Here is a 14,249-nt window from a genome sequence, read left to right on the forward strand (position 1 = left end):
AAGTCTCTTTGTTTATCGGAACAATAAAACGCCACCAAGACGCGAAGACAAAAAGCAATAATAAAATCCTTTAGGTCCAGGTTACCACATCCACATGGTGCCTTTGGGAAGGGATGGCATTTTTATTACCCTTAGCTTTACCTTAAATCAACCACCAGTCCCCAACTTTTCCACTTGATCCGGTAAAACGCTATCTTTCATTCCTCCTATAAACCACAAAAAGCTACCCGAACATCAGGTAGCTTTTGCATTATCTCTAAAGTATTATATAAAGGTATCAATTCACATCCCACCATAATTTGGTGTCCAAGCCATCTTCCCCTTGTCGGGCTACAGCCTCGGCATAATTGGCTTCATTCAAATCCCGCTCTGTGGTAGGATAAGCTTGGCGTACCGGAATCTGCCCACTTTCGTTCAGGGCATCCGGCGCAGGAGTCAGCTCAGGATAATCCAGTCTTCTCCACTCTGCCCAAGCTTCAAAACCCTGCAAGAACAAGGCCGCCCACTTTTGGTTGCCGATGGACATGTAAGGATTACTGCTATCATACATCACCTCTGGCTGGGCAATGTATGTATCATAGCTGGCTTGGTCAAATACACCCCACTGTTCGAAAGATGCTTGAATGGCTTCATAATAAAGGTCTTCCGCAGACTCATCGATCCAGCCACGAGCAGCTCCTTCCGCTAAGGAAAATAACAGCTGTGACCTGGTCATGATCGGGAGAGGAGCATCTTGCTGACGGGCAGTACTACCCAGGTAAGACACTTCATCATTGGTAATCTCACCGGCCACCGCATTACTGATACCATAAGGCATCCCTTCAATGGTCCCTGTAGCGGCAGCTGGGTCAGCATATACACCTAAGCGAGGATCGTCTAAAGGCTTCATAAAGTCTACCATGGTAGAACTGATCACATGATCTACCCGCGTCAGGAACCTGGCATACCAAGGATTCTGGTTGTTGGTGGCCGCCAAGTAAGGATACATCAAGTCCGTTTCCAAAATACCTGCTTCATAAGCTGCTACGAATTCAGCCTCGGCTTTAGCCGGATCGACATCACTTAGCCTCAGGGCCAACGTCAATCGAAGGGAGTTGGCAAATTGCTCCCAACCTTCCATATCTCCTTCCAAAAGGAAGTCTCCCTCGACAGGTGTGCCACCATCCATCTGGGCTACGGCCTCCGTGAGCTCAGTAAACAAGGAATAATAGATATCCTTCTGTGTGTCATAGGCCGGAGAGAGATCTTCATCGCCCTGCAACGCTTCGGTATACGGGAGTTCGCCCCATCTATCGGTAAGGACTGAATAGAAATAGGCCTTTAAGATCCGCGCCACTGCTATTTGGTTGGCATTACTTCCCGCTGCCGTCATATCTCCTTTGGTCGCTTCATCTGTATTCAAATCGATGATTCGCTCCAAATCGAACATTGGTCCGGAATAGTAGCCATTAAAATTAAAGTAAATGGTCTGGTATCGTGATCCCTCGGTATATTGTTTTTGAGAGATGTGCTGTACATAAAGTACACTGGTCTCATTACCGATTACATCAGACACCGATCGCTGTGCATCTGTGAGCAAACTTGATGTAAGCGGAGTAGATGGCTTATTGGGATTGACGTTCATATCGCCAAAATCACTACAGCCCGTGGCCATCACCAACATCCCAGCTGCCAATCCTGTATTTATCTTATTTATTAATCTTCTCATAGTTGCTACAAATTAAAGTACTACACGAATGTTAAACCCATAGGATCTCACGCCTGGCAACAAGCCGGCTTCAAAATAAGAGTATCCATTTCCACCTGCTGCGAATTCAGATGGATCTAATCCGTCCACATTGGAATGGATCAACCATAGGTTTTTGGCGATAAAGGCTACATTGGCAGAATGGATGGGCCACTTTGCCATTAATTTACTTGGCAAAGTGTAGCCCAACCTCACCTCTCTCAACTTCACATATGAAGCATCATAAATGTACTCCTCGTGAACGCCAAACAGTCCTTTGTAGTGCTCTGAAGGATCTACATAAACGGTTTGGACCCCTTCTCCTTCTACCACTCCTGTCACGGGAATACCTCCTCCTTGATCTACTGGATCACGTTTTGGGTTACCCAAATCGTTCAATCCGGCAGTTTCTGCAGCAAGACCTGAGTAAGGCAGGAACATTTTGGTTACAGAATAAAACTGTCCACCCTTTTGGAAATCCAAAAATGCTGTAAGATCAAAGTTCTTATAAGTAAGGGTATTTCTAAATCCTCCTGTAAAGTCCGGCAATACCGTACCCAAATCTTGGTTTTGGTTTTCTACATAACTGCCATCAGGGTTGATCATCGGCAGGCCGGTTTCTTCATCGTAGGTATAACCGGTACCAATAAGGGTTCCCCATGGCTCTCCCACTTTGGCATTAAGCGTCATGCCCCAATAGGCCGACTGCAACTGGCGGTTGCCTTGGTCTTGGTATAGCTCCACCACTTGGTTGGTGTTTCTGGCAAAATTCAAGGTCATGTCCCAGTTAAAGTCCTGATTGGTAATAGGCGTAGCGCTCAACATCACCTCGAGCCCTTCACTTCGGATATTTCCAGCATTCACCTTGGCTTGTGTAATTCCACTGGAACCAGGCACGGTCAGGTTAATGATCTGATCCTTATTGTCATTTCTATAGTAGGTCACATCCAAGCCCAATCGTCTCTGAAGGAATCTCAAATCCACCCCTGCTTCATATGAAGAGGACAATGCTGGACGAAGGTTAGGATTAGGATAAGTGTTAGGCACGGTCAATGCAGGCAAGGACCCATAAGGAGTTCCTACATCGTATACCTGTGCGATATCATAAGCCGAAACATCGGATCCCACCTGCGCATAGCTTAATCGCAACTTACCAAAGTTCAAGAAATTGGTATTGCCCATCAGCTCGGTAAACACAAAGCTGGTAGAGATCGATGGATAGAAATAACTGTTGTTTGCTTTCGGAAGTGCTGAAGACCAATCATTACGGGCAGTCAAGTCAAGGAAGATGGTGCTCATATATCCTAAGGAAACACTACCATAAACACTTCTTACTGTTTTTTCACTGTAGTAATTAGAAACATCCGGGCGATCAATGGATGCATCAATATTATAAAAGTCCGGCACCGATAATCCACCTTGCGTGCGTTCACCCATAGTATCGTAGAAGTTTCTTCTGATGTTACCACCGGCATTGGCCACTAGGGATACCCCTCCAAAGTTTTTGTCGTACTGGGCAAGAATCTCATAGTTATCTTCCCTTCCGATTCGTTGACTTATGTAGTATTCATCCAAGTCCAATCCACCTGAAGCTACCCGCTCCTCGATCTTTTGGTTAAAAAAGTCCGTTCGGGCAAAAGCTGAAACGCTCAATTCTTCGGTGAAGTCATACGTCAGCCCAAAATTACCATATACACGGTCCCTTTTATCTCTTGGCGCATTTTCATACACCTCATAGTAAGGGTTGTCCCAATAAAGAGGTCTCGTATTGCTTGGGGAACGAATGTTCCAAGTACGATAAGTACCATCAGGATTCTTGTAGTTTTCAAGTCTGTCCATATCCAGCTGACGCTGAAACCATTGGTTAAAGGAGTTTACTGGATTTCGACCGGTATACCCAGAAGCTGGACGGCCCTGTCCTTGGGTACTGGTGAAATTGAAGTTCAAACTAGCCTTTAGTTTATCCGTTAACTTCGTGCTACCGTTAAAGGAAACGTTGTTTTTAAGCAATTCGGAACCTGGAATAACCCCTTTTTGGTCGATGTGATTCAAGGAAAGCCTGAACAAGGTCTCCTCATCTCCACCAGACAGGGCTACACCGGTATTCATCGTAACCCCGGTTTCGAAGAAGTCTCTTACGTTATTTTCATTCGGCAAAAGTGGACGGAGTTCACCGAAACTTTCTCCTTCATACCAGCTGTCCCAATGTCTCACCATTTGACCTTCCATACGTGGCCCCCAACTTTCATCGGCGGAATAGTTCATGACTTGTTGCCCGTCAAAGGCCGCCCAAGATTCAGGGTGGGTTTCTGGATTATAGTCAAAAGTGGCTAACTCTTGGCTATAGCCCCCCGCATACTCATTTTGGTAATCGGGAAGGATATATACTTTCTCGAATGTGGTGCTGTGATTGATCTCTACACCGATACCTTTTCTGCTGGTACCTTTTTTGGTGGTGATGATGATCACACCATTGGCAGCCCTGTTCCCATAAAGTGCCGCAGCTGAAGGGCCCTTCAAAACGGAAATAGACTCGATATCATCGGGGTTGATATCCGCTGCCAAGTTACCGTAATCCCTTCCAGAGTAATCATTGTCAGGAGAAAAACTTCTGTTGGAAATCGGCGTACCATCCACCACAAAAAGCGGAGAACCGCCTCCCAGGGAATTGATCCCTCTCAGTCGGATGTTTTGGGATCCTCCCAATGCGGCACCGGATGATCCGATTACCTGAACACCGGCCACTTTACCAGCCAGCGAACCCACCACATTGGCTTCTCGCACACTGGACAATTCATCTCCATCCACACTTTGAATGGCATAGCCCAATGAACTTTCATCTCTCGACACGTTCAAGGCCGTCACCACCACTTCGTTCAATGACTTCACATCTGAACTCATGGATACATCAATGACCGTACGGCCCTTAATGCTCACTTCTTCAGTAGCCATCCCAATAAAGGAAAAGATCAACACCTCCCCTTCACTGGGGACCTCCAGTGAATACTGACCTTCTAAATCGGTCACGGCACCTTTTGAGGTCCCTTTTACCAATACACTAACTCCGGGTACTGGTTCCCCATTTTCGGCTGAGGTAACCGTCCCTTTTACTGTAGAATTCTGCGCAAAAGAAAATTGCGAAAATACCAACAGTAACGCGAACAATAGTACATGTTTTCTCATATGCGATACGTTTGATTTTGGAGTAAAGTAGAAGCACCAAGTCAAAAAACAAACCGCCAACTTTTCAAAAGCTAAAAAAAAACCTTAAAAATAAGTATCAAACACTTGATTATTAGACAGTTAAAAAAATTTCATTTTTTTTATAGACTATATAAATATATCAGATTCAATTAAATATTTCCTTTTAGCAAAAAACATTTAACTAATGTACGAAATCGAACATATTTAAGAATATTTGAATTTATATTTATAATTAATCAAAATTTTAGTTTGTTACATGTACTAATATCGAACACATAAACTATTAAGTTAGGTATTTACATTTAGCAGTGAATCACAATATTTCAAAACAGAATTTTATTCTTCATTTTAACATTTATTTAGAATTTTAGCACTTCCCTAAATCACTAAAATTAAAAACCTATATTTAACCATTATTCACTATTTAACTTTCTCATTAACTTTTTAAAACCCTATAATTTGACTTATTGCATTTTTATGAATCATTTCATTATATTTTGAACCCTCTATTATAAATTTTTACAATTTAACAGATATATAAATTTCAGTTTTTTATAGTATCTAATTCCATTTACATACAATTAATCCTTTCAGGCCAGACTACAATTTAAAAACCCATTATTACAATTATTTATTTATTTCAACATATTTAATAGATAAAACAACTGTATGCATATATTTATACCTTTATTTAATTATTTAAACAAGTGTTTAGTATATATTCTTAATGAAAATTAACCAATGAAAGGCTATTATACCCTGAAATTGAAGAACACTGAATAATCATGAGGATAGTAACCATAAAATCCTCATCTACAGGCCGCCTTTACAGCCCATAAATGAGGATTTTTTTCACAATAACAAATTTATAATATTATATATTCAATTAATTATATCTAAAGGGATTGAGCCCCTGAAATACAAAAACCTACAATTCAACAACCATTCCCTCAATAACTTAACCGATATGCGGCCACTTTATTCTTCATGAAAGTCGGTACTAGTACGAGTTTCTCATCCTCTAAATACCCTATATCTGCCGTATTCGATTTCGCATCTTTGGTATCAAGCAACTTCGTTTCACTATCTCCTTGTACGATCCAGACTTCACCTACCCATCTACTGGCCAGAAAGTTTCCATTCCCAAGGATAATAAGTCCATCTCCACCGGTAACGGTACTGTTGATTACCTCTGCACTACCATCTTCACCATATCGCTTCAGACCTTCTGCATCCAATCCATAGAGTACCCCGTCATCATCCACACGCAGACCATTGATGCTCTCTTGGCCATCTGCCAAGGTACTGATCTCTCCATCCTCTAATACATGGATCAGCCCTTTTTCCATATCCGAGAAGTAGACCTTATTGCCATGTACATCGATGTCATTTAAGAAACTCGCTCCCTCTACGACATACCTGTTTAAAATCTCACCTTTCTCGATATCAATCTCCACTACATCGTCAATATCGGTCACGTAGAGCTTTCCGTTAAGAATGCCCATCCCTTTTGGACCATCCATTCCTGCGACCCACTCTTTTTCCAAAATTTCACCATCCTTAGAAATAATCGATATAAAACCCTTTCCATCATGATCCCGGGCATCACCGTCGATGTTGGCCACATAAATGGTACCTGTGGCTGGATCCACCAATACCGACTCACACGTCGTGAGCTCCGCAGGGGTTTCCCATACCAATGTCAACGAAGGCTCCACTTTCTCCTCCACCACTTCTACTACTTCCTCTACTTCTTCTTTTTTTTCACCTCCTCCACACTGGCAAAACAGCATGGGTGAGGCCGATAATAGCATTAATAATTGGGTGTGTTTTTTCATGTCTTGTGCTTTTTTGGTTAATGTAAATTCAAAAATATTTCACTAAAATTAGCAAATTTCCATACCTTTTAATAAGTTTCGTTTTCCTCTATACGAAGCATATAGGCGAATTTCTATTTTTAAACCCATAATATGCCGCTAATCATTATCTTTTCGGAACCCTTAAGGTTATGCTGTACCTTATTTAAAAAAAATCAACCGTATGAAAAAAACAATTCTACCAAAAGCTGGCATCTTTCTGCTATTGACAGCCCTGAGCTGTAGTGAAAAACCAGTCCAAGAGGACTATACGGCCCTTTCTGAAGAAGCGAGACTGGAAGCAGCCAAGAAAATTGCCCAAGAAACCATAATGGTGGACGGTCACGTGGACCTTCCCTACCGCATGAAAGTAGGTGGTTTTACCCTGCAGCGTGAGGTACTTGATGTTTCTGAACGCACAGACGGGGGCAACTTTGACTTTCCCCGGGCAAAGGAAGGCGGATTGGATGCCCCTTTTATGTCCATTTATCTCCCTGCCCGATACCAGCAGACAGGTGGCGCCAAAACATTGGCGGACTCCTTGATCCTGATGACCAAACGCCTGGCCGAAACATGGCCGGAAAAATTCGCCATGGCCTATAGCCCCGATGACATCGAAGCCAATTTCAAAGCGGGAAAAGTTTCGCTTCCCATGGGCATGGAAAATGGTGCGGGCATTGAAGACGACATCAATAATGTAGCCTACTTCCATGAAAAAGGGATTCGCTATATCACCCTCACACACGGGAAAGACAACCTGATCGGCGATTCTTCCTATGACACCAGCAGGACCCATGGCGGCCTGACTACTTTTGGAGAGCAAGTCGTGAAAGAAATGAACCGCGTGGGGATCATGGTGGACATTTCACACGTTTCCGATGACACCTTCTACGATGTCATGGAACTTACTGATGTACCGGTCATTGCCTCCCACAGTTCTTGCCGGAAATATACACCGGGTTTTGAACGGAATATGGACGATGAAATGATCAAACTGCTGGGCAAAGAAAATGGGGTGATCATGATCAATTTCGGTGGTAGCTTTATCGATGGGAACTATAATGAACGAACCGCCGAAGTCCGTGAACACATTGTCAATTGGCTAGCAGAAAATGAACTAAGCCGAACAGATTCTACCGCCAAAGCCTATATTGAAAAATACGTGGCAGATCACAATGTCTTTCCTGACGTGAGCCTTGTGGCAGATCACATCGATCATGTCGTGGAGCTTGCCGGAATCGATCATGTCGGCTTCGGATCTGATTTTGACGGGGTCGGCGATTCCCTGCCAAATGGCCTTAAGGATGTTTCGATGTATCCTAACCTCATTGCCGAACTGCTGAAAAGAGGATACAGCAGAGAGGATGTTGAAAAAATTTGCTATAAAAACGTCTTTCGCGTGTGGAGAGCCGTGGAAGCCGCAGCACAAAATTCCTGATATTTTTAAGCCAGTCGACGGTCAATGATAAACCGTCGACTGCTTTTACCTTTTATCGGCTGCCATGCATTAAAGCCCCATTTACGCCCATCAGAGGAAATCCATCATCTTGATTCTTGCATTATTCATCAAAGAGGTACCAACCGTTTGGATCTACGATGGGCTTTTCGTCACTTTTGACCCTCACCGCATCCCTGGAAAGCTCTACCACCTCAATACCATCGGAGGTCTCAATTTCGACGGGCAGGCTGAAATCAATATTGCTCAAGCGGACATCATAACGCCGCTTACGCTTCCGCTTGACTTTCAGCTTGGGCAGTTTGGTAGAATAAAGATACATGTCAAAGAAGCCCTTCAACTCCTCACCTGTATACGTTTCCACAAAGGCCACAAAATCTTCGGTGCTCACTTGATGGGCATAGGTAAATCTATCCTCTTGTAAGAATGCCTTGAGCATGGGGAAAAATTGATCATCTCCCAAGACAAACCGAAGGGAATGCATCACAAAAGCTCCTTTGGTATAAATATCGGGATGATATGCTGCCGCGCTGTTGGTATTGGGAGCCATGACCAGTGGTTGATCATTCGTGATCTGCTTCTTGGCCGCCGCAGCCCGATCCAAATAAGCTTGCTTCCCCTCATTAGCCTCATAATACAGCATATCTCCATACGAGCAAATCCCCTCATGAATCCAAAAATCCTTCCAATCGGCCACAGAAACCTTATTGCCCCACCATTCATGTCCCAATTCATGGTGTAGAAGCCAATCAAAAGCGGTATCTCCTACTTTAGTGTACTTAAAACCATTTCCATATGCATTGATCGTCTGGTGCTCCATACCCAGATACGGTGTCTCCACCACGGCGATTTTATCTTTCGGAAAAGGATAAGGACCAAAATACTTCTCTTGCGTCTGCACACTATTTTCCAAAACCTGCAGTAACCCTTGGGCATGCTCCTTGTGTTCGGCCAAGACAAAGACCTTCATGGGGACCTCGGTACCGTCTATGGAGGTGTAGCGTTTATCCTCTTGATGGAAGCGGCCCATGGTAAAATTCACATTATAATTACTGATGGGATAAGCCGTCGCCCATTGAAAATAATTATACCCTGAACTGGTCGTCTGATTCAATAACCGGCCATTTGCCGCAACACCGTAGGGGAAAGGCACCTTTATATAAAGCGACACCCCATTTTCGGCTTTGCTGGAAGGATGATCCAAGCAGGGCATAAAGATTTTGGCACCTTCGTGCTGACAGGATAAGCCTACCCAATGATTTCCTTCCCCGTCTTCAGACCAGGTGAATCCACCAGCCCAAGGGGGATTTTCAGCAATGGGTGGGCGCCCTCTATAGTAAATCTTTACTTGCTGCGATACGGTATCGGGGTAGATGTCCAGCAGATCGCCATGGTGGTCAAACCGTTGGGCCGTGCCATTGCTTTCCACTTTGATGACTTCATAATTGGATATCAAGTCCAAGCGGAGCGTATCCAAGGCTCCCAAGGCCCGATAGGTCATCTCCATCATGCCGTTAATGCCCTTGATCTTGGGCAAGATCTCCAAATCCAGCGAATAATGAACTACCTCAAACTGCTCTTGCAAGGGATCCATTTCTCCCCCCCAGGTCCAGTTTCCTTTTCCTTGTGCCGAAACCTCCTCTTGCATTTGCAAAATAAAGGCCATACTGGCCAGAAAGTACTTCGCATACTTTCCAAACCTAGTGATTCCGAATAACGCTCTTTTCATTGTCGCTGAAGTCGCCTTGAGTAAAACTCAAAAGTAGAATGATATTTACACATTACAAAACTATAGTTCATGGAGAAAGCCCCATGCGGGCCTCATTTACAGGGGTTTCCCTGTTATTTTACTTTTACGGACCCTGCATTACGGAAAAGCAATAATTAAACCAATATTAATACAATTTTCATTGGGAATACAACCCATAAACCTTATATTTATTGTGGTTGCTGAACGATTTTATGCTTTTCAGTTTCTTTTTTCAATTGGTAAAAAACATTTTGGCATGTCTTTTTGGAGATCATTTCTAATCATCTTTGTAAGCTATTCCATTGGGTATGCGGTGACCAATCCCCAGCGGGGTCATGCCGCTCCATTCCGCCAGGACACTACCATCGAGAACCAATCTCGCTTTGGACTTTTCAAAGATGACCATGGCAAACACAAATCCACTATAGAGAACACAGTGGAATCCCATAAAGAACTGAACCGAGATACGACATGGTTAAAAGTAGGCGGGGCCCTTCGGCTAAATACCATTTATGCCATCTACGAAGGGCAAACGTTCCCTCTAGGCACCAATTCCAGAAATGAATGGACCTGGGATACTTGGAGAATCAATGTTGACGCTTATTCTGACGGCCTACAATTTGCTTTTGAATACCGTTTTTATCCTACTTTTAACACGCATTTTGTCAAATACGGATGGATAGGTTATCGGTTTAACAAGCAGTATAACCTCCAAATAGGCATCACCCAAGTCCCTTTTGGCTTGCTGACCTACGCTTCCCACAGCTGGTGGTTTCAAGTACCCTATTACCTAGGACTGGAAGACGACCATCAGATGGGGCTAAACCTCACCCACAATCGTGACAATTGGACCTTTAACCTTGCCTATTTTCCTTTGGCAGAACCTCGAGGCACCAATGACCCCGCCTTTGGGGAGTATTCTACGGCGCGCTATTCCTATGATGTGGTCCCTATTGAGGGAAATAGCAACATCGAACGCAATCAGCTCAACCTCCGGGCCAATTACCACTTGGACGACTGGAAGGTAGGGGGATCTTTTCAAGTGATGGAAATCTATAATCAGCAAACCACGCATAGCGGCAATCAACTGGCTGCGGCCCTTCATGCGGAATGGGCCAAGGTGCCGTGGAATTTTAAAACAGAAGTCATCTACTATGGTTATAATGATGTCAGGGACGATGACGGAAGGTTGCTTAACAGCGTGCAAATGGGCGCCTATGGGTTTGGAACGTATGATGTGGCCAGTGAAGCTATTGTCTATGTGATCGGGTTGGCACATGATTTCCCTGTCGATTGGGGCCCCATCTCCAATGTCCAAGTGTATAACGACTACAGCTTGATTCAGAAATTTGGGGAAATGCCCATCGGAGGCGTATTAACACCATTTGAAAAGACCCAGCAAAATGTCTTGGGAGCCTTGATTACGGCCGGAAAGATCTACACCTACGTGGATGCGGCCATGGGCTACAACCACTCTTGGATCAGCGATGCGTTTGGTGGCAACTCCATGGGGCCGGGTCGTGGAATAGATTATACCGCACCTGTTTCGGACAGCAATCCCATAGATCCCAATCCAGGATGGAACACGCGAATCAACATTAATATAGGGTACTATTTCTAACCACCTTTTCTATGCTAAAAAAATATTTTGATGTACACGCACCCGTCTTTTGGCCTGCTTCGGTACTGATCATTATCTTTATCGCCATCACTTTGATCGTGGGAGAGCCCATGGAAAAAGCTTTTGATGCCATAAAGTTTTTTATCACCGACAAAACAGGATGGCTCTTCATCATTGCCATCAACATCTTTATTGTATTTTGCTTTTACCTTGCCTTCAGCAAATACGGCACTATCAGATTGGGGGGCAAGGATGCCGAGACAGAATTTTCTACATCCGCTTGGTTTGCCATGCTTTTCAGTGCCGGCATGGGCATCGGCCTACTTTTTTGGGGCGTGGCAGAACCCGTCTCCCACTATGCCAAACCTCCCTATGGAGAACCTTTTAGCATTGGTTCTGCACAGCGGGGCATGAACCTGACATTCCTGCACTGGGGCTTTCACGCCTGGGCAATCTATGCCGTAGTAGCCTTGGCTTTGGCATTTTTTACCTTCAACAGAAAACTTCCTTTGACCATCCGGTCCATTTTTTATCCCATCTTGGGTGATCGCATCCATGGCTGGATTGGGGATGTTATTGATGTGATGGCAGTACTGGCAACCCTCTTTGGGCTGGCGACCTCCCTTGGATTTGGGGTGCGACAAATCAATGGAGGGCTTAACTATCTCTTTGACGTAGACATTTCAGTAACCGTTCAGGTATTGCTCATCAGTGGCATCACGCTTATGGCGACGGCTTCCGTATTTTCGGGATTGGATAAAGGGGTGCGGGTACTCAGCGAATGGAATGTACGCATTGCTGCGGCCCTCCTGATCTTTGTGATTTTGGCTGGTCCCACCGTATTCATCTTCCGGGGATTTGTCCAAAACCTGGGCAACTACCTCAACCAATTCATTGCAGTATCCACCTGGACAGAAGCCTATCGGGACAACGAATGGCAAGGGACTTGGACCATCTTCTATTGGGCCTGGTGGGTATCTTGGTCTCCATTTGTGGGGATGTTTATTGCCCGTATATCCAAAGGACGCACCATCAGGGAATTTATCCTGGGGGTACTGTTGGTGCCGGCCTTGCTGACATTCTTCTGGCTTACCGCCATGGGGGGAAGTGCCATCTTTATGGACATGCAAAATGAAACCCACCAATTTGCCAAAGACATCATCAAAGATGAATCGACAGCACTCTTTGTTTTTCTCCATGAGTTTCCGCTCAGCACCTTGGGATCCGGCATTGGGGTACTGCTCGTCATGAGCTTCTTTGTCACCTCTTCCGATTCCGGGTCGCTGGTCATCGACAGCATTACGGCCGGAGGGAAACTGGATGCCCCCGTGGGACAGCGTATCTTTTGGGCATTGGCAGAAGGTACTGTAGCGGCCGTATTATTAATTGGCGGGGGATTAACGGCACTTCAAACAGCCACCATCACCACTGGCCTGCCGTTTTTGATCGTACTGCTCATCATGTGTTTCAGCCTCTTCAGGGGCCTGCAAAAAGAACATGCCCGCAAAGAAGCGCTGAAACAGGATATCAACCGGAAAAATTACGAAAAGAACCTCGCTGAAATCATCAAAAAGAACCTCCCTAAAGATTCGCCAAAATGAAAAACCTAAAAAATATAGCCCTTTGTGTCGATCTTACCGACATGGACAATTTGCTCTTGAGCTATATCAAAAAGCTCGATGATGCTTTTGAATTCAAGAGCCTGACCATCCTTCACCTGATTGAATTGGAAGAGTTCCCTGACTCTATCCAATCCATGCTTCCAAATTTGGGAAAAAGCATCAATCAAGTGATCGAATCTGAAATAAAAGAAAAAGTGGACGAAACCTTCAAAGAAGGCAGCAATATCCAGATCCATGTCCATAGTGGCGGCAATGTGGAGGACTTTGCAAATTATATCGATTCCAAAAAATTTGACCTGTTGCTACTCGGCAAAAAGAGTAGTCATTATGGCGCAGGCATCCTCAGCGGAAGGCTGGCTCGTCTCACTGCATGTGACACCCTTTTCCTACCAGAAATTGCCGTGCCCACATTTGCAAAGATCACCTTGGCCTTGGATTTTAGCAGCTATACTGAAAAACTCCTCCAGTTGGGCACGAGCCTTTCCAAAAAAGTACACAGCGAAATACTTCCTGTCCATGTCATCAAATTAGGCGTCCAATATTTCCCCTATATCAAGAATTACAAAAAGATCAGTGAAGAGCTAGAAAAAGAAGCTCTCAAGGACTTTAAAAAGCTTCAAAAGCGGTTTCACCTACACGCTCCGCTGACCATTGTCAAAGATAATGAGCAGCATATTAGCCGCTTGATTTATCAGAATGCTGTGCTGAATGCTTCCAATTTGATCATCGTGGGAAATAAAGGAAAGAAAAACGAAGGTGACCTGCTGATCGGCAGTGTCGCTGAACAGCTGATCGCCTATGACAAAAACCTCCCGGTGTGGATCGTAAAATAAGTCCAATTCGCTGCACACAAGTAGTACTTGATAACAGTAACCCCTAAAAGAGAGATAAAACCATAAGCTAAAATTGATTCACTTCTCCATGTCAAGACCTTCACCGGCCAATGTCGGTAAAGGTCTTGAATACCAGATGATCCCTTTGAAGCAAAATATGATTTCGGCTGCTGCCGAATTA

General features: G+C 44.4%; 8 protein-coding genes. 4 read left to right on the plus strand and 4 right to left on the minus strand.

The window, feature by feature from the left end:
* Positions 1 to 277 precede the first annotated feature (277 nt).
* The 3 genes from ECHVI_RS03815 to ECHVI_RS03825 all read right to left on the minus strand — a co-directional run bounded on the left by ECHVI_RS03815 (position 278) and on the right by ECHVI_RS03825 (position 6,768).
* The gene (locus ECHVI_RS03815; RefSeq protein ID WP_015264629.1) at positions 278 to 1,708 is read right to left on the minus strand and encodes a SusD/RagB family nutrient-binding outer membrane lipoprotein; all 1,431 of its coding nucleotides are present in this window, start codon (positions 1,706 to 1,708) and stop codon (positions 278 to 280) included.
* A gap of 12 nt (positions 1,709 to 1,720) precedes the next feature.
* Complete coding sequence (locus ECHVI_RS03820) at positions 1,721 to 4,909, minus strand: SusC/RagA family TonB-linked outer membrane protein (protein WP_015264630.1); 3,189 nt, start codon at positions 4,907 to 4,909, stop codon at positions 1,721 to 1,723.
* A 971-nt stretch (positions 4,910 to 5,880) separates the two neighbouring features.
* Complete coding sequence (locus ECHVI_RS03825; protein ID WP_015264631.1) at positions 5,881 to 6,768, minus strand: SMP-30/gluconolactonase/LRE family protein; 888 nt, start codon at positions 6,766 to 6,768, stop codon at positions 5,881 to 5,883.
* A 202-nt stretch (positions 6,769 to 6,970) separates the two neighbouring features.
* Between ECHVI_RS03825 and ECHVI_RS03830 the strand changes: the two genes are divergently transcribed.
* Entirely contained in the window at positions 6,971 to 8,224 is a 1,254-nt protein-coding gene (locus ECHVI_RS03830) for a dipeptidase (RefSeq protein WP_015264632.1), read from the plus strand.
* Between the two features lie 121 nt (positions 8,225 to 8,345).
* Here the strand turns inward: ECHVI_RS03830 and ECHVI_RS03835 are convergent, their stop codons facing one another.
* Positions 8,346 to 9,971 (minus strand): M1 family metallopeptidase, encoded by a 1,626-nt coding sequence (locus ECHVI_RS03835; protein ID WP_015264633.1) that lies wholly within the window; start codon positions 9,969 to 9,971, stop codon positions 8,346 to 8,348.
* A 277-nt stretch (positions 9,972 to 10,248) separates the two neighbouring features.
* On the opposite strand from ECHVI_RS03835, the gene ECHVI_RS03840 reads away from it, so the two are divergent.
* The 3 genes from ECHVI_RS03840 to ECHVI_RS03850 are packed head-to-tail and all read left to right on the plus strand — an operon-like array spanning position 10,249 to position 14,068.
* Entirely contained in the window at positions 10,249 to 11,613 is a 1,365-nt protein-coding gene (locus ECHVI_RS03840; protein ID WP_015264634.1) for a porin, read from the plus strand.
* An 11-nt stretch (positions 11,614 to 11,624) separates the two neighbouring features.
* A complete protein-coding gene (locus ECHVI_RS03845; protein ID WP_015264635.1) occupies positions 11,625 to 13,214 on the plus strand; it encodes a BCCT family transporter in 1,590 nt (529 codons plus the stop codon).
* Complete coding sequence (locus tag ECHVI_RS03850; RefSeq protein ID WP_015264636.1) at positions 13,211 to 14,068, plus strand: universal stress protein; 858 nt, start codon at positions 13,211 to 13,213, stop codon at positions 14,066 to 14,068. The genes ECHVI_RS03845 and ECHVI_RS03850 overlap by 4 nt, the downstream gene beginning before the upstream one ends.
* The last annotated feature ends 181 nt before the right edge of the window (positions 14,069 to 14,249 follow it).

The organism is Echinicola vietnamensis DSM 17526 (assembly GCF_000325705.1).
Lineage (GTDB): Bacteria > Bacteroidota > Bacteroidia > Cytophagales > Cyclobacteriaceae > Echinicola > Echinicola vietnamensis.